Genomic DNA, 19,178 nt, shown 5'->3' on the forward strand with positions numbered 1-19,178 from the left:
GCTACCTATTAATGATTTAATGATAATCTTTTCAAGCCATCTGTAAAAATGAAAAGTTTCTGAAAACGGCAATTATAGCTCTTCTCATAATAGTCGGAACAAATCATAAAAAAGCAGAATCAACAGCTTGACGGAAAGACTGAAAAATAGGGATATTTTTTCTAGCTCTGTTCTTTATAGCAAACCAATGATGCTCAATTTCGTTAAAGTCTGGAGAATATGGAGGAAGATAAAGAATTTCAGCACCTACTCCTTTAGCAAGATCATCGATTTTTTTAGATTTATGGAAAGCAGCGTTATCAAGAATTACAGTTTGGCCAGACCTTAAAATTGGAGTCAAAAACTGCTCAAACCAAGCCTCAAAAACATCCTTGTTGCAGTATCCCTCAAAGGTCAATGGAGCAATGATTTTCTTTTTATTTAGAGCTGCAATCATACTGACGCGCTGAGTTTTTTTACCTGATTTTAGTGAATGAAACCTCTCTCCTTTTCTGCAATATCCGTATGGGTAGTCTTCTGTATTGTCTATCCCAGATTCGTCAATATATACAAGATTTTCAGGATATTTTGTTGCTATAACCTTTGCAAATTGAGCTCGCCTTTCTTCATTTCTTTCTTTATATCCGTAGATCTTTTTTTCTTGTAAAGCCAATATTTTTAAGTGCGCGGTGAATCGTTTGTCGACTGATATTGCCCCAGAGTTTAGCCATCTCTGACTGAGTTTTGCCACCATGGTTTTTTGCAAATTCGGTGAAGACATTCCAGTCGGTAATTTTATGGTTATATCCTACGCTTCCAGGCTTTTTTGACTGAAAATCTCCTGTTTCCTCGCGCCTTTTCTGCCACTCATATAAAGTCGTTTTTCCAATTTTAAATCTCTTGGCAACAGTTGCTCTACTTTCTCCCTCATCCAATGCTTCCATTGCTTTTTTCCTTAAGTCATAACTATACGCTGCTGGCATACAAACCCCACTACCATAAATCCATATCTTACCTTATTTGGATTATTATGAGAAGAGCTATACTTTTTGATTCACGAATAGAATTATTAAAGATGCCTTTTATTCAAATTTTAAAGGGCATTACAGGTGCTAAAGGGGTACAGTGGAGTGGTAACAATCGCTTTAAAACGTAATTACAGGCTTTTTGCCTATCAATGAGACATAAAACACAAAATTTTGTCTCCGCTATACATGATGAAATTGGAGACGTACATTTTGATCTTTGTCTATATTTTGAACTATTGAGCGGTAGTTATCTGGTTCTTTACATTAAATAACTCAGCTATATTATAGTGCATTTTTTATATTAACTAAATCTCTTAATTGATCGTTGTTAAATTCTGTAATCCAACTCTCGCCACTACTTATAGTTAGGTTTGCTAATTCCTTCTTGCTTTGAATCATCTCATCAATACGCTCTTCAAATGTACCTGTTGAAAGCAGTCTGTATACCATAACATTACGCTCTTGTCCAATACGATAAGCTCGATCTGTTGCTTGTGCTTCCACTGCCGGATTCCACCATAAATCGTAATGTATTACATGGTTTGCCGCTGTTAAATTAAGCCCTGTTCCTCCAGCTTTTAAAGATACTATAAGAATATTGGCTTGGAATAAGTTTTGAAAATCATTAATCATTGTATCACGTGCTTTTCGAGAAAGTCCACCATGTAAAAATGGCACTTTTGATTTAAATCTTTCTTCAAGTAACTTAGATATAATTTTACCCATTTCAGTATATTGAGTAAATATTAATGATTTTTCTGCAAGATCACTAATCACAGTCAATACTTCTTCTAGCATCTGCATTTTACCGGATTGTTCAATACTCGCATGCTTTTTCTTGCCGTACTGTGATGGATGGTTACAAATTTGCTTTAAAGCATTGATAAGTTTAAAGATTAATCCCTTACGTTCAATTCCTTCACTTCTTTCTATCTTTTCCATAGTTGTATTAACGACTTCTTGGTAAAGTGCTGTTTGCTCTGGAGTCAAAGAACAATAACGATTATTTTCAATTTTATCTGGTAGATCCTGAATAATGCTTTTATCACTTTTTACCCTACATAGCATAAAGGGGTGGGTAACTTTCATGAACCTCTCTAGACAAGCTTTGTCTCTCGCTTTTTCAATCGGTGTTGCAAAGCGTGTTCTAAACTGCGCAGAAGTACCTAGATATGATTTGTTGATAAAGTCAAAAATGCTCCAATACTCAAGCAGCCTATTCTCAACAGGTGTGCCACTCATAGCTATTCTATGTCTTGTTTCAATAGTTTTAATTGCCTTGGTTTGTTCGGTATTAGGATTTTTTATATTTTGTGCTTCATCAATCACGAGCAAAAACCAGCGAATTTTATTAAGTTCTTTTTTATCACGACGTGCAAGACCATAGGATGTTAGAGCTACATCATAATCACTTGCCAATTCTCGATTTTGTCCGTGATAGACGAAAAGCTTTAATTCTGGCGCAAAACGTTCTACTTCTCGTTGCCAATTACTTAAGATGCTTGTGGGAGCTACTACCAAGACTCTGTCCCGATCCAAAAACCCTGTATTTTTGCAATATAGAATAGCTGCTATAACCTGTAATGTTTTACCAAGACCCATATCATCAGCAATTATACTACCAAACCCACTTTCTATGTTCTGTACAAGCCAACTAAATCCACGCTCTTGATATGGACGTAGCTGTGCAGTTAGATTACTTGGTACATCAACAGATGCATAAGTGTTGAACTTATCAAATAAGTTTTTAATTTGCTGGTCAAGTACTACTTTAGCTTCATCTAACTCACCTGCTAAAGCGGCTTGCATCAGCTCTACTTGATTTAAGTGTTCGGGTAACTTATCAAGTTTCTTCAGTAGAGCTTCTACCTCCTTATCATCCAAAAGCACATACTGATCGACTATTCGCACAAGCCCTCGGGAATCTTTTAGCAATTTTTTAAATTCTGTAACGCTTAATTTTTTATCTCCTATTGCTACTTTCCAATCAAATTTTAATAAATTTTCCAGCGTTAAAAAACTTTCTCGATCTTCTTTTATTTTATCCTTGGTAGACAAATTAAGACTTAATTGTGGTTTGAAGATTTTTTGTAAAGATTTTGGCAAAATAACTACGATACCAATTGCTCTTAATACAGGCAAGATATGCAAAAACAATGGTGCAAAATCATCTAAATTAAATGATAATATGCTATTATCGTCAATCGATTTTTCCAATTCAGGTATGTATTCAGACAAGAGTGCAAGGTCAGATAAAATACTAAGTTTTATGTTTTGATTAGAAAGTGCTTTTTCTAGCTTTATGAATGACTTTTCATCATCTAGGGATGCCTGTATATCAAGCTCAAATTTTTCATGGTGATCTTTTATCGTTAAATAGAGTTTGTAAGGTTTATCTGCTAAATAAAGACGTGAAAGCCAGAGATTAATTGCTTGCGGTATTTCTTTGTTACTAAATTTAGTAAACTTGTATGGATTTCCAGTAAAGAATAATTCAAAGATATATTTATCTCTATACTTATCCAGTGATACAGGAAAGTTATCTTCTATATACCCTAAAAGGATAAGAGAGATAGCAACATTTACTTGTTCCTCTGGTTCCACAGCGATTTCTTGATATTTAATCAATAGAGGCGGACAAATAGATGACATCTTGCTATGAATTTCCTTAACTGACGCATTAAACAACGCCGGAATCCACCTAATTATCACTTCTCCTTCTTTGTTTTGTAATATTTGTGGTATTAGCGCTGACTTTTCCATCAGCATATGTGCAAACTGTGAAATCATATGCATGAAGCGAAGTTCAGGATTAAGCCTGTGAAGTAACGAATTAGGAATGTCGTTTAAAAATCGCGCTATATCTTTCAATACATTTCTACTTAGCATAAATAAATTAGTTGTACCATTGCTCACTTGAGTAAGGTAATGCTGATCATTAATGAATAGTTGAAATGTTTGCCAATTCTCAATATTTCCCCATCTTTCAATAAATAGCTCCTCTTCTGATAGTTCCTTCTTAGAAGCTGGATAGTACACTAATTTTCCTGCAGGATACTTTTGCCAGTGCTTATAAGCTATCTGTAAAATATTATGGAAGTTTTTTTCAAAAAAAAGTGGATTATCTGTTAAAATACTACTGATACAATCAAAAAGGTTAGGAATAGTTGATAAATCAATATCATTTAAAATTGCTTGGTTATGTATTCTAATTTTAGAACATGCCTTAAATATATCATCTATCTTTAAAATGTTTTGAGCATTTTCTAATTTTCCATTCCCAAAATCATCGATAAGTGCTGACAAATTACAATTATGAATATTAAAAATCATGAAGGGGTTTTTATCAATTTCTGCAGCAATAAGATAAATTACAGCAGCAATGTGTTTACAAGGCATAGCCCAATCAGGACAGTTGCAATTTGCATTCATCTCTTCCCAATTTGAAGGAAACAATTTAATCCCAAGATCATTAAGCTTATCAAACAAGCTGGTTGGTAATTGCCTATTTATTAATTTAGATAGTATAGAAGGTGAAGTTTCAATTATTTGGCGAATAGTATGTTGTTCTGATGAACTTAATTCATTAAGTATAATTTCGACTTTATATGGGTGAGCACGAATTTTATATGCTGAGCTATGAACTTTAGCTGTAACTATGTGACCATTAATTTTAATACCAAAAGCTCGACCAGTATTAGCACAAGTTCTGCCACGTGGAAGACGGTTATCATAATCAATTCTATTGAAGCACTGAAGCCATTTCTCTCCCCACCATGTTCTTCCATAGATAGTCATTTTTTAAAATCGTATATTTCAATATAAATAAATTGAATATTAACCTTATAGATAATTTTTTTTAAACCCACCTTAGAAAAACTATAGTGTTTCTTCAGAGCAAGCTACCAATTTTAGAACGGTTTAACATCAATTACTACTATAAAACGCCAACAGAAATAAGTTAAAATAAGCATTTGTTTGTTGCTATAGATCAAATTTACTTATGTTGAGCTGCATAAAAGTGCAACCAAGACTATACAAAAAGACTTAAAACTCTCAAAACCTTATGAATTTATATGTAACCAGTGCTCCTAATTTATTTACAATTCATCACTCTCTGGGACCATACACCATAAATTGGGGTTAAAAGGTTTGCTTGGCAAAATTAATGTTTAGTGCTATACTTAATTAGTTATTAATAGAGGATTAAAATATGGTTATTCGAGCTGATTCCCTGGATTCAAGTTGGGTTGATGTAAGCGGAGAAATAATTGGAACTGAAGATCGTCACCATTCTAGAGATTCAGGCATTGAAGATCAACCTGACCAAGACTCTACAACTACATTAGAATTTAAGCTGACACAATCTTTGCTTGATCAGGTAAAAGCTGATAAAAATGATCCCAGTGTAAATTCTGGTAAACAAGCGTATAAAGATCTTCCTAGAATGAGTTTTGTAATCAATGGTCAAGCTATAGATAAGGAATTTGTTAGCCAACAGTGCAATACGCATAGTGAAGGAGTTAAAGATGACAATTACCGCCAAACTGCAAAGCAAGTCTTCACAGAAATGTTCAAGCATGCTAAAGCAGAAGTTCCAAACGATCACATACTGGAAGAATTAATTACTAGTTGTAATCAAGCGGGGTATGAGTTTGCGATGTATGGTCAAATTCAGCCTATACTTGCTCAGTATAATTTAACACCAACAATTCCTGAAAAAACAATGGGCATTCATTGTAATAGTGCAAATTCTGTAAGTGTTGAGTATAGTGAGGTTATAGTTGTAAAAAATCCAGATTCAGAACAATTGGAAGAATATAAATGTGATAGTAAGCTAAGGTTCACGCTTAAGTCTCAAGATGGTAAAGTAGAGTATGAAAATGGCAAAGTAACATTTACCGTTCCTCAAGAATTAAATAACTACAAAACTGATGGTAAAAGTTTATTAGGTGATATTAAGGAATGTTTTGAAGATGTTGATAACCGAACTATTGAGGATTTAACCGATAACATTGGTGATGAACGTCAGTTTAATGAGGAACCTAATGGAGATGATTCAAATCTAGAACAAGATGAATTTGAAATAACTGATATTCAAGAAGAGCAAGGGCCAAGTGTTTTAGGATCAAATAGAACTGAAATTGCAGGATTTAGCCAAGAGAAGTTATTAGAGATCATCAATTTTGTTAAGGTAGGCTATTATGTTGGTGATTATAATCTTAATAATAAAAAGTTTTCTGAGTTAGAGGAAAGATCTTATAGAGTTCCAGCTAAACTTAAGGAAGAAGGTTATAAAATAATTCAATTCTATAATATGCGTGATAATGAACAACCATATCGACATGCTGGTTATGTTTTTATAAAAGATAAGGGAATAACTATAGTTTACCGCGGTAGTCGTAATTGGTTTGACTACATGAAAGATGCTGAAATGATTTTGACTAGTTCAGGTGAGCTTTTGCCTGAAGGTGGAAAAATCCATTCAGGTTTTTACTCTTTATTTAAAGATTCTTGGGAAAGTGTTTACAAGATATTAAAAGGATATGCTAATGATCAACAGTTAGAAATTAAAGATTTTAAAATTAACCTTACAGGTCATAGTATGGGAGGTGCTATTGCCACCATAGCTGCTCTATGTTTAAGTGTAAGAGAGGGTGCAGAAGATTTTCATGTTGCAACTTTTGCTTCTCCAAGGGTTTTCGATTCTGCTGCTGCTGAGGTTTATGAAGAGCGCCTTGGAAAGAAAACTATTAGAGTAGTTAATCAATCAGATTTCATACCTTCATTACCACTTGGTTCTATGGGTTATAAACACGTGGGTGAACAATTAAGAATAAGTAGTAGTTCTTCACTTTATGCTCATCCATTGGACGTGTATCGCAATCTTATTGCAAATCTTAAACCTGACCAATTTAAGTCTGATAATAGTGTATCTATATACTATTATCTTTCTTACCTTGTTACAGTATTGTATAATGTATCCACTGTACCAAGTTACCTCATTCCAAATACCCATTCAAATGGTGATGAGCAATATTTTAAACAAGTAAAGAACAAACATAAAGATGCTTCACTTTCTGAAATGATGAAATATTCTGGATCTAGTAATGAACAGAAAGTAGTAATTTATGAGGATTCTGAACCTGGTGAAGACGGGTTTATAATCTTTCACACACTTGATAACTTGTTAGCCATGATGCTATCTTTACCTAGACATGGAAGAGGTGAAGGGTTAAAAGTTAACGTTCCTGATATTGCTTTTTTTGTTAACAATAATTATTATCTCAGTGGAAACACTATTAGTCTGAGGCTATTGAAAACCTTAGTTGATAACTATCCAGGAAGCTTGGCACTTATGAAGAAAAAGAGTAATAAACTTAATGGAGGTTCTTCTTCTACCGCAGCTATCTCAACGTTAACAATAGCTGAAGTTTCTTCAACAAATTCATCTTTAGGTGATCATAGCAATAATAATGTACAAATCGCAGTGCAGAGTGATGAGAATCAGCAAATGAATTCTGAAAAAGCTGGTAGCAGTAACACTCCAGGAATTCCTGAACAAATACTTGTACCAAGTAATGAAAAAGAGCTTGTAGCAAGTACAGGTTACGGTATGGGAGATGTCATTACCAAAACAGGAAATGCAGGAGATTTGCGTGTTGCAACTTTGGGTGCTCAACAGGTTGTTCCTCGTGGAGGGACTGTTAGTACTATTGAAGCATTAAAGAATTTGCCTAACAACAGAACAATTAAAATTTTTCTCCTTAATGGTCAGAGTGTTGCTCAAATTTTTAAAAAGTCTGATCGAGAGGTCGAATTTTCTTTCTCTAATGGTAATACCTATGAACTTAATTTGCATTTGATTAATGAAGAAAGTCTAAAAGTGCTATTTAATAAAGAAAATTCAGTTCTAGCTAATGCTATTAATGATTTTTCTACTGTTAAAATGCCAATTTTAGAACAAAAAAGTGGTAAGAATGAACAAGCTCCTATTCAATTAGCTGGACATGTAATACGAGAGGATTCCATACAAGTAGTACAACCGAAAAGTTTAGTAAATATTAGGGATAATAATGTTCAACTTGTAAACGAAAGTGATCAACCAATTCAGAATGATAATGTAGTAGCTTCTATTAGTAGCGATGATAATCATAGTGATTCAAGTAAAATTCAGTTAGATGAATCACGAACTGGTAGCGATCAAGTATCCAATCAATCTACCGGACATATAACAAAAATGGATAATGAGCAAGCTCCTCTCAGTGAGGGTAATTCTAAGCTTGAAAGTGATCAACAAGATCCACAACCAGAAGTTTTACCTATAGTGCTCAATGGCAATCCTAATAATATAGCTGTTACAAATGAAAATGTTAAAATGCCAATTCTAGAACAAAAAAGTGATACCAAAACCAACAACAAGCAGTCTACGAATCCAAACAATGTAGGTGTTACTGCACCATCTGTTCAACCAGCTCCACCTAAAAGTGTAGATAAGAATAGTGGTAAAGAAGATACACAATCAAAATCAACAGGGGTACATTTAGTAGCTAGTAAAAACCCTAAACGAGTAAATAATGCTCAAGGTAACAGCAAACAACCTAGTTACAACCCTGCTCCACAAAATGCAAAAAGTAAGTTGCCTGTGATAGCTGCTTCTATGTTAGCAATAACTGGAGTTGCTACAGGGATAGCTATTGCAGTTTACTTGGAAATGCTAATGGTAGGAATAGCAGTTGGAGCTTGTTGTCTGGTTGCTGCTGCAATCATATACTATTGTAATAAACCTTTAAATTCACTTGAAGGAAGTAGTGTTGATAAATTTACAGATGGGGCTTATTACACAGCGGTAAATTAAGGAATAAATATTATAGTTTACCATTTAATAATTTATTATCATTATGTTAATTATCATAAAATAAGAACCAAAGCCTGATTTAAAATGCGTACTCGATAAATACTTCTACGAAAGTACTATTGCTGATGTTTCAAGTAATCTACTGCTTACCAGTTATGATATACACAACAACTGTCGTGTGTCCAGAAAAGGCGAGTATGTTCAGTGGGAGGTAGACCCACCAGGATAAGAGTCGGAGTCCTGTAGCTAGGGTAGCAATATGGAGGGAAACCAAGATATTGAAGCCTACCGACAACGTTATCGTAAGGATAATGGCGAATTATCAGGTTGTAGCGAAAGCGAACACATAGGTGGCCTCGAAAGTGTGTAAAACTAAAGGCTGAGCTCACGGCAGTTGGGTGAAAGCAACATAGATAGCTGAAATACGAATGATACAGCATATCTACTTTAGCGGGGTGGTAGTGATGACATGATAATAAGGGAATACGAGGCAACTGGAGAAGCCCTCCTCATCCCAAGGAGAAATACCTTGGAGTGGTAGGTTCTATAACTGGAAACAGGAAATGAACTGAAGATGAAAGGGTGGCGGATGGGTGTGTAGTAGTGACGAAGTGAGGTAACGCTCATGGAGCAAAGGCACCCTACTAGTAGGAATCTTTTAACAAAAGGGAGGTAAAGGTAAAAATGATAAAAATGCCAATTAAATTACAAGACCTGAGAAGGAAGATATATACCAAAGCGAAGGCAAAACCGGAATGGCGATTCTGGGGAATCTATGTTCACGTATGTAAGATGGAGACGCTAGAAGAAGCATATAAGCTGACAAAGAAGAGTAATGGGGCACCAGGAATTGATAAGGTGACGTTCGAATCGATAGAAGCAGAAGGCTTAGAGAAGCATCTTCAACAAATCAGACGTGAACTAATAACCAAGACCTATAACCCAAATAGGAACCGGAGAAAGGAAATACCAAAAGCTGGAGGAAAACTCAGAGCGTTGAACATACCCTGCATTCGGGATAGAATAGTGCAAAGCGCACTAAAGCTAATAATTGAACCAATATTCGAATCTGACTTTCAGGACGGATCATATGGATATAGACCTAAGAGAAAAGCGCATGAAGCAATAAGCAGGGTAGCGAAAGCAGCAATCAAAGGCAATACAAAAGTTATTGACGTAGACCTAAAGTCCTACTTTGATAATGTGCGACATCATATTCTTATGGAAAAGATTTCCAAAAGGGTAAACGATAAAGAAATCATGCACTTGATTAAGCTAATCCTCAAAGTAGGAGGGAAACGAGGAATAGCACAAGGATCACCACTTTCACCACTACTAAGCAATATATACCTCAATGAGGTGGATAAAATGCTAGAGAAGGCAAAAGAGGTGACTAAAGAAGGAAAATATCAACATATAGAATACGCTAGATGGGCAGACGATCTAATGATACTGATAGATGGACACCAGAAATGGGAATGGCTTGAAAAATCAGTGCACAAAAGGTTACAAGAAGAATTAGCAAAAATAGAAGTAGAAGTAAACGAAGAAAAGACAAAAGTGATTAATCTTAAAGAAAAAGGGACATTCAGCTTCCTAGGATTTGATTTTCAACAGAACATCACAAAACAAGGAAAGTGGAATGTGAGGATAACACCCAAGATGAAAGCACGAACAAACCTACTTCAAAAATTGAAGGAAGTATTCCGCTGTTATAAATCGCAACCAATAGGAAAAGTGATTCATATCATTAATCCGATATTGAGAGGGTGGACAAACTACTTTAGGATTGGAAACACAAATCGAAGCTTTAGTTACGTCAAACATTGGGTAGAGAAGAAAATAAGACGCAATCTAATGAGAGCCAGAAAAGCAAAGAAAGGATTTGGCTGGAAGAGATGGAGTAGTGAATGGATATATAAAACTCTAGATCTTTATTCAGACTATAGAATAAGGTATTACATTCAGAAAGCCTTACCAGCACAATATGTTATAAATTTTGGTAAAGAAACTACTAGGAAAGCGTAGTGCGGGAAAATCGCATGCTGCGTTTGATGAGGCGGGAGCTGGAAACGTGAATATGGGAATTTTGGATTGAGGCCCAACATGAAAATAATGGATCAGCCACCAAACCCTAAAGAGGCGCGCCAGTTCTCGACCCTACCATTTTTCCTTAAAAGTTGGAGAGAAAACAGGAATTTCATCAAGTTAAAAGATGCACTCAGAGCAACAATAGCAGCACCAACTTATTTCTCCCCTAAATACTTAAAAATCAATCAAGAGGAAAGAATGTTGATAGATGGAGGGGTGTTTGCCAATAATCCAGCGGCGTGTGCAAGTGGCAAGAGATTATTTCCAAATGACAACATTATCCTGTTATCAATAGGTACTGGAGAAACAACCAAAAGTATAACTAATTCAAAGAGATTGGGAAAAATAGGGTGGATAAAGCCACTATTACACGTAATATTTGCCTCTGGACTGGACTGGACTGCGTAACTGAATCAAGTAATAGGTGATAGATACATAAGAATACAATCACAACTGAAAGTAGCATCAGCTGAGATGGATAATATTACATCAAAAAATATTAAATGTCTACAGCAAGAGGCAAATGCAATGGTAGAGGACAATCAGAAAGTGATAGAGAAATTCTATGATCTTATATCTTGATACGTAGAAATGCCAAAAAAATTCTGTAGCAAGGGATATCTCTTCTCCAAAAAAATGTTTTAAGAAGCTAAGCCAAAAACACTACTTAAAAAAAATGATTTACTGACAATTGCCATATTCGTCAAGTTAAGAAGTGGCATAAGAAAGAAGAGAAACGGTAAAAATTATTTTAGATATTAAATGATAAAATTAGTAATTTATAGACTCTTTTAAAAAAAATTATCTCATTTCAGATCAAAACTTCTCAAAAAAATAAATAAGATACCTACCTTAAATGGTTGCTATATTGGGTGTATTCTTTTAACTTGACCCGTATGCTTTTTTGGACATTTCTGAAATATTCAAAAATTTCAAATTCAAGTTTATATGATAGCGATAGTTCAAAACTTTAAACGGATAATTAAAATTACCTTCTTATATCTTTATTTGTTGCTACCCAAAAGTATACTATACTTGTCTCATTTTCACTATTCATACTTTTTCAACAGTCCGAAGACTTGATCTGACAAATCAGCTGTCATAACCTATATGAATCACACACTTTTAAAAATTCCTTACCTATTCTATGGTCCTTTCCCATACTTATGTCAATGCAATCAACGCTTACATTGTACCAGATACTACTCCTAATCCTTAAAAATGTAGCTTAGCATCTAAAATAAACATCATTAACAATTTGAGTCATACACTTTTGTTGTTACACTATTTTTCTTAATTGCCTTACCTTCCGAATAAGCTATAAATAAGGTTGATGGTATTAATATCAAAGTACCATATAAAGCACTTTTATCAGGTAATTCATTAAATATAACGTATGCTACTATTGCAGAAATTATTAGCTCTATGTATCTATACGGTGCAAGTGCAGTAGCATCAGTAAGAGCAAAAGCTTTTAACATGAAGAACAGAATTAGGTTTGAACTTATTCCTAAAATCAGCAGTAATATTAATTCTGACAAGGAAGGCATATGCCAATAAAATAACAAAGATGGAGTGGAAAAAATTGTTGTTGTTAGAGCTGAGTAAAATAATATACTTATTATTGTCTCCTTCATTACAAGCTTCTTATTAAGTACATCTAGTATAGCGAAGATTAATGCGGATACAATAAAAATAAGAATTTTAGGATTAAAATCCTCACTATAAGCTTTAGTAGTAATAGCAATACCAATAAAACCAATGACAGCTACTACCCATCTTTGCCAAATTATATTTTCTTCCAGAAAAGGAATTGCAAGAAGCATAACAAATAATGGTATTGAGAAACCTATAATTGTTGCAGTTACTATTGGGCAAATAGTCAACCCATAGGTCCATAAGGTCATTCCACAAAACAACAATGCACCTCTAGTTATTTGAATAGATATTCGACTTGTTTTACAAATTCCTATTCCATAGTAAAATATAAAAGGTATAAGAGTAATAGTGCTAAATAAAAAACGGAAAAAGATTATCTCAAAACTTTGAAGGTGTAAACCGAGACACTTTGATATAGTATCATTAACTACACTACTAAGTAAACTGAGTATAAACCAGGTAACTCCAAGCAAATAAGCTCTTAGTCTGTGATCCATAAAACTCCAAATTTAATATTTTATGAGATAACTTTACTGTACAAAAGATCAATAATAGAAAAGGTTTCTTCTATCTACTGTTTAACCATATTCATAAATATTTAGTAGAAATAATTTGAGAAGTGTTATATAAAATGCAGCTTTATTGCATAATTTTAATAAACAGAAATGCTAACTGATTTTTTTGTAATATATGATAATACTTGCGAATACTATCACATTATCAGGAAAAGTAATCGGGAGTACTGACGGCTGTGGCGATTTTACCAACTAGCTCCTCTGCTAGCATTAGCAATATGTGTTTTCAGCATCAATTTTAAAAGCATTAAATTTGAAGTTTATCAAACAACACGAATTAGCAGCAAAACTTTATGAAAATGCTTCAGTTGAGTTAGCTAAACAAGGATTTAGAATGGTTAATATATTGACTATTTTTACTTGTATCTTAAACACAATTCAATTTTCACACTCATCGGCAGTTAGGCCACTTGCTCGCACGATAATATCAATAGCAATACCTGCCTTAACTAGATCTTTTGCAACCTTGATTTTCTCTGCTTTTTTAACTTTTTCCTTGCCATTTTTCATACTTTCAGATAGAGATTTGACTAGTGATTCTTGTTCTCTGTACTCATCCATTAAACTCAATAGCTTTTTGCTTTCTCTTGTTTTAGGTAGCAGAACTTTAATATTCACTGATAATTCTCCTGCTATTTCATATAATTTATCTAATGATATGGCAGTATACCCTTTTTCATATTCGTGTATTTCCTTGAGCGTTAAATCAACTTTATCCGCCAAATCTTTTTGAGTGTATCTCCTTATCAATCTCCATTCTCTTATTCTTTGTCCTATTCTGTAATATATAGAATCAGTGCAGATTTCTCTCTCTGTACTATCATACTCGTAAATAGATAAACCCGTTGCCTGGGAAATAACATCAATAGAAACTCCTTCTTTCACTAGATTTTTTGCTATTTCCAACCTTGCCTCTTCTTGATTAATTTTTTCGCTAATATGAACAAACCTGACTAATGAAGGTACTATTTTGTCTAACTTTTGATTCTCGTATATTTTTGTTAGATAGAGTATTTCCTCGTCTTCATCTTTATACTCTCTTACTACTACTGATTCAGGTAGCAGATCTGTAACAGTAGCTGATAATGCTTTTGCTATTATATATAATACTTCAACAGGAATAGCGCTATAGCCACTTTCGTAGCTGTTCACCTCTTGATATGTTAAACCTATTTTACTTGCTAATTCTATTTGAGTATGCCCTCGCATTAACCTACAATTTTCTATTTTTTGCCCTATTTTGTAGCTTATAGGACTAACATCACTTACAGAAACAAACATGTATACCTCAATTTAAAAAACAATCTTTTTGATCAGCAGATAAACCAACTATTTGCAAAATAATATCAATAGAAATTCCCCCTTTTACTAGATCCTTTACAACTTCGATTCTTTCCGCTTTTCTCACTTTTTCTTCACAAATACGTATCTCTTCAAACAAAGATTTTATTAGTGCATTACGTAGTTCTTGGCTCTCAATTTCTTTGTATTCTTTAATCAAATCAGGTAGCTCATTTTCTATCTCATCTCCTGTTAGTTCAAGTAGGTCCATGATGTTAATTGATAACACCTTTGCTATTCCGTATAATTTATCAAGTGGAACAGCAGTCCTTCCTTGTTCATAGTTGCTTATTTCGTGACGGGTTGTATTCATTTTCTCTCCTAAATCTTTTTGAGTATACTCTCTCACTAGCCTCCATTCTTTTATCTTCTTTCCTATTTTGTAGTATATAGAACCAACTTTTTCTTCAACACATTCATCAGCAGACAGACCGATTGTTTTTGCAACAACATCAACAGAAATTCCTGCTTTAACCAGACCCTTTGCAATTTTTATTTTTTCCGATTTTCTACTACTTTTCTCACTAACTTGGACAAATTTGGTTAGCAAACAAAACATCTTACGTAACTCCTGATCGTTAATCTTTTTATATTCTCTTACTAGATTTAATATTTCTTCTTCATCTTCAAGACAGCTTTTTGATACAGGAATAAGATCCGTAATACTGATTGATAGTGCCTCAGTTATAGCATACAACCTTTCAATTGGAACTCTACGATTCCCTTTCTCATATTGCAATATCACCCAGTATTTTACACCAATTTTCTCTGCTAAATCTTTCTGAGTGTACCCTCGCTCTAACCTCCAGCTTTTTAATTTTTCTCCCACTTTATAATCTAGACTTTTTTCCACAAAAAGAACCTTGCATATAATATTTTCTATTATAGCTCAAAGGCTCCAGATATAATAGCCAGACTCTGGAACCTTTAAATTAAAGTGCCCTACAAGTTTCTTTACTATTTTCACGTACTTTGTCTGCCCATGAAAACAATTTTTCACTTGGGCTATCAACCTCCTTCATAAGCTGCTTGCTATTCCATATGCCACACCTCATAAAACTTCCCTTTTCTACTGCTTCTTTAAGTTTTACTCCAGCAAAAAGACAATTTTTTCCTATTTCTTCTCCTCTTTGTTGTAGTTCAGCCCACATTTCCTTGTTTTCTACTCTGACTTGTACTTGATCATATTTTTTTACATCGTGGTACAATATAATATTTAGCTTACCAATGCTTGTAGGAAATTCTAACATGATAGAGCTGCCATCTGAAATATCGGTATAGTTTCTTATACCTCCCTTCTCACTTTTAACTTCAACTGCATCATTACCAATTTTTAAAATATTACTTCCTAACTCTCTTTTTACTTCCAGTATTTTGGCTACTTCTATCTTACTATCCTCGGAAAATTCTATATACGATGTTGTATTGTCTATCTCGACATCTATTAATGCTCCTTCTTGAATAGCACTTTCACCAATTTTTCTCAAATTCTCAAGCTTCTTGTCTATATGAAGCTGAACTTCTCGTTGTAGCTCATTATAGATTTCACCTATCAGTTTATTCTGCAGTAGAGTATCATGAAACTCTGCGCCGCTTAGCATTAATTTACGTATTAGCTTTTTTCGATCAGCCTTATCAAATTTATGAAAATGTGTACCCAATACTACATACTCTGCAATGCTCCATTCCCCATCGTTATATGCATTTATTCTTGCTCCAGAGGCTAGTACTTGGTCTATAGTTTTGTGCAATTCATTTACGTTTTTTGCCTCTACCACAGCACTCTTAAACCAGCTCAACTTTTCGCTTTCGCTTATACTTGGCTTTATTTTTTGCAAAGCTGAAGCAAATGGATTTAGCCCTTCTGGATAATCTGCTTGATTACTCAAAGGTTTTGTGCCATAAATATAGTCAAATCCTTTCCTATAGTTGATTTGGTTTTCGCGAACTTCTCTACTAGGGAAAGGTACTACTTCTTTATCTCCAAGCTTTTTAGCATTATTAATTTTGCTTACAAAGGTAGGCTGCTGGCTAGTACGACCAATTCCTACAATAGCATTTAACATCTCACCTTTTGATAATCTATCAAGATCAACGTTTAACTCGTAAACACCCCCCTCTTTATCACTAAAAGGTACAATTATTTTATTATTCATATTAGCCTCCGCTATTAAATATACTTTCTAAGTGTATAGTTATTATACACTGTATTACTTATTATAAATTATAGTGAGTAGATTTGCAAATACTTTCTGCTATAACAATCCGTTTTCTCTAAAACTAAAATAGCCACTACTTGTGATGATAATATGATCAAATAATCTAACGCTTACAGTACTACATGCTGCTGCTAAGCTCTTCGTTACTGCTTGATCTTCTTCTGATGGTTCTAAACTTCCTCCAGGATGGTTATGCGATTATACATATTGATACTCCTATAAAAAATTTGGGTTGTTGAGTTTACCATTTTTAAAATCCATAAGGGTTCTAACAGTTTCTGGTCTATCTTCAAATAAATACTTGCCTCTGGTTTTGCTATAGTCTTTTTGTATTTTTATTTTATCTCTCCTTATTCTATCGTAAAGCCACTGCCTGGAAACTTCAAGGATTTTTGCAACTTGTGAAATAGTAAGGTAGCCAGGCACTTTAATGGGGTGTGATTGCTCCTTTTTTCGCATAATATTATTTTTTAACCGAATATTTTTTACTGTATTTTCTAAAACAATATTCTTTGATTGTGAGGGAGAACGATACCCTTGTGTTTCTAAGTACTTGGCAATTTCTATATCCGTTTTACCCTCTTTACTTGACTTTATTATCGATTGCTCCATTTCTGTTGCAGTAGTCAATGCACGAAAGGAGCTTACTGGAATAGGAGCATGGAAAGTGGTAGTTTCTCTACCATGCCATACAATACGTATCTGCAAGCAATCACGCATGATTCGGTGTGCTACTACCTTATCAATCAGACAACGAACAAAAGATTTTCTTTGCTGACGTGACAGAACTGACTTATGCCAAATTTCTGGTAGTTTCTTACCTACATCTAAAAATATTGTTTTCAGTTCCTCGGATAATTGAGGAGTAGGTTTACTTGGATACTGACGTTCAAATGTAATTTCCGCTTGCTTGAGTTCATTCAATGCCTGTTCCCAACGTCTTTCAAGTTCTGCAGCTACAAGACGATTGTCAGGATCAACTTGATTAAATTGTCGTTCTGCCAATCTTACTTGGTATCTTAAGCGTTCTAATTGTTGTAAATGAGCTTTATTAATTTCTTGTTCAGATTGTAGCTGCGAGTTAATAGCCTTAGTATAAGCATCTAGCTCAATTTGACTAAGTGCTGCAAAAAATTTAGGAATTACTTCATTATCAATAATATCAGCAGGTAAAAACTGACATGAAGGGGAAAGATCACGTTGATGTTGGTAACTGCATTTATAATGATTTCCTCCTTTATACTGTACTATCATTTTGTGTCCACATTCTCCACAATAGATTATTCCATGTAATAATGCTGCACCTGGTCTAGCTATTCCACGTGTTCTACAGCGACGGTAATCCGCATGATTATCTTTAAGTATGATCTGAATCTTTGTAAAGGTTTCCCAATCTATGTAAGCTGGGTATTTATCTTTAATTAGAACTTTCCATTCTTCCATTGGTAGTCTTTTTGTTGTTTTATTAGCAGAAGATAGTTTGTGACGCGTAGTACAAGAACGACCATAAGCAAATGCTCCAGCATAAGCAGGGTTTTTGAGCATTGAGATAATTGCGTCAAAAGTTGGTTTTTTCCAATGCACTTCTTTAAAATTGTCATACCTAGGAATGGTAAGTTGGTTATTGTTAAAATACCTTACAACTTGTGCTGCTGTTCGTTTTTCTAGAAAAGTGTCAAAAACAAGCTTAATATGCTGCTGAACTTCAAGGTTAGGATCCTTACTCACGGAATCATCAATGTTACGAACGAAACCCACTGGAAGAGATAAGGCTAAATCTCCTCTGGTTGCCTTATTTACTAGTCCAGCATTTAGTCTGGCTCTTATAGTAGATAACTCCATTTCAGCAAGCTGTCCTTTCAGACCAAGTAACAACCGACCATTAATAGTACCAGGGTCATACACACCATCCCGATCAGCTATCAAACACTGTTTATAGCCACATATATCCAATAACGGATACCAATCAGAACAATTACGTGACAAACGAGTCACATCGTAGGATAGGATAATCCCTACCTTTGATAAAGTGACTTTAGCGAGAATCTCTTTATACCCTTCACGCTTTTCAGCACTAGCACCTGTTAAGCCGAGATCATTATCAATAACAACAATATTATCAGCTTTCCACCCAAGATCAATAGCTCTTTGTTTCAGCGCATACTGTAACTCCAAACTTTCTTGATTGCTCAGTGCTTGATGAGGTGTTGATTGTCTTATGTAAATTATCGCTTCGCGTGTTAAATGTTGTGCTGTAATTAGCTCTGATGTATTCATGGATGACCTCTTTGGACACTAATAATATGTTTTCTAAAATTTCTGATTTGAGACATTGCGGCATTTTTTTCCACACTCTATTTGGTTTACATGGCATAATTTATACTCCTTTGCTAAAGAAACAAATTCGTATAATGAATCCCATGTTAAT

At 34.3% G+C, this 19,178-nt stretch carries 9 protein-coding genes and 2 pseudogenes; 3 read left to right on the forward strand and 8 right to left on the reverse strand.

The window, feature by feature from the left end; all coding sequences use genetic code 11:
• Positions 1 to 103: 103 nt before the first annotated feature.
• Positions 104 to 962 (reverse strand): IS630 family transposase gene (locus ABWU58_RS03175; protein WP_353283380.1). Its coding sequence is split into 2 segments (ribosomal slippage): positions 104 to 638 and positions 637 to 962, totalling 861 coding nucleotides; the frame shifts between segments, so codons are not numbered across the junction.
• Positions 963 to 1,289: 327 nt separating this feature from the next.
• Positions 1,290 to 4,805 carry a DEAD/DEAH box helicase gene (locus ABWU58_RS03180; RefSeq protein WP_353283600.1) on the reverse strand — a complete coding sequence of 1,172 codons (3,516 nt, stop codon included), beginning with the start codon at positions 4,803 to 4,805 and terminating at the stop codon, positions 1,290 to 1,292.
• A 415-nt stretch (positions 4,806 to 5,220) separates the two neighbouring features.
• On the opposite strand from ABWU58_RS03180, the gene ABWU58_RS03185 reads away from it, so the two are divergent.
• The 3 genes and pseudogenes from ABWU58_RS03185 to ABWU58_RS03195 form a co-directional block, all read left to right on the forward strand.
• Positions 5,221 to 8,865: a lipase family protein gene (locus tag ABWU58_RS03185; protein ID WP_353283601.1), complete on the forward strand. Its 3,645-nt coding sequence runs from the start codon at positions 5,221 to 5,223 to the stop codon at positions 8,863 to 8,865.
• A gap of 684 nt (positions 8,866 to 9,549) precedes the next feature.
• Positions 9,550 to 10,893, forward strand: a complete 1,344-nt coding sequence (gene ltrA / locus ABWU58_RS03190; protein WP_253308914.1) for a group II intron reverse transcriptase/maturase — start codon at positions 9,550 to 9,552, stop codon at positions 10,891 to 10,893.
• Positions 10,894 to 11,031: 138 nt separating this feature from the next.
• Positions 11,032 to 11,538, forward strand: a pseudogene (locus tag ABWU58_RS03195) (patatin-like phospholipase family protein); the annotation flags it as partial.
• A 668-nt stretch (positions 11,539 to 12,206) separates the two neighbouring features.
• Here the strand turns inward: ABWU58_RS03195 and ABWU58_RS03200 are convergent.
• The 6 genes and pseudogenes from ABWU58_RS03200 to ABWU58_RS03225 form a co-directional block, all read right to left on the reverse strand.
• Positions 12,207 to 13,112, reverse strand: coding sequence for a DMT family transporter (locus ABWU58_RS03200; RefSeq protein WP_353283602.1), 906 nt, complete (start codon positions 13,110 to 13,112; stop codon positions 12,207 to 12,209).
• Between the two features lie 456 nt (positions 13,113 to 13,568).
• Complete coding sequence (locus tag ABWU58_RS03205) at positions 13,569 to 14,471, reverse strand: helix-turn-helix domain-containing protein (RefSeq protein ID WP_353283603.1); 903 nt, start codon at positions 14,469 to 14,471, stop codon at positions 13,569 to 13,571.
• 7 nt (positions 14,472 to 14,478) lie between these two features.
• Positions 14,479 to 15,384 carry a helix-turn-helix domain-containing protein gene (locus ABWU58_RS03210; protein WP_353283604.1) on the reverse strand — a complete coding sequence of 302 codons (906 nt, stop codon included), beginning with the start codon at positions 15,382 to 15,384 and terminating at the stop codon, positions 14,479 to 14,481.
• A gap of 79 nt (positions 15,385 to 15,463) precedes the next feature.
• Positions 15,464 to 16,687, reverse strand: coding sequence for a hypothetical protein (locus ABWU58_RS03215; RefSeq protein ID WP_353283605.1), 1,224 nt, complete (start codon positions 16,685 to 16,687; stop codon positions 15,464 to 15,466).
• A gap of 99 nt (positions 16,688 to 16,786) precedes the next feature.
• Positions 16,787 to 16,948 (reverse strand): annotated as a pseudogene (locus ABWU58_RS03220) (JAB domain-containing protein); the annotation flags it as partial.
• A gap of 18 nt (positions 16,949 to 16,966) precedes the next feature.
• Positions 16,967 to 19,027: a recombinase family protein gene (locus ABWU58_RS03225; protein WP_309165575.1), complete on the reverse strand. Its 2,061-nt coding sequence runs from the start codon at positions 19,025 to 19,027 to the stop codon at positions 16,967 to 16,969.
• Positions 19,028 to 19,178: the final 151 nt, after the last annotated feature.

Source organism: Wolbachia endosymbiont (group A) of Pogonocherus hispidulus, from assembly GCF_964028195.1.
Taxonomy (GTDB): domain Bacteria; phylum Pseudomonadota; class Alphaproteobacteria; order Rickettsiales; family Anaplasmataceae; genus Wolbachia.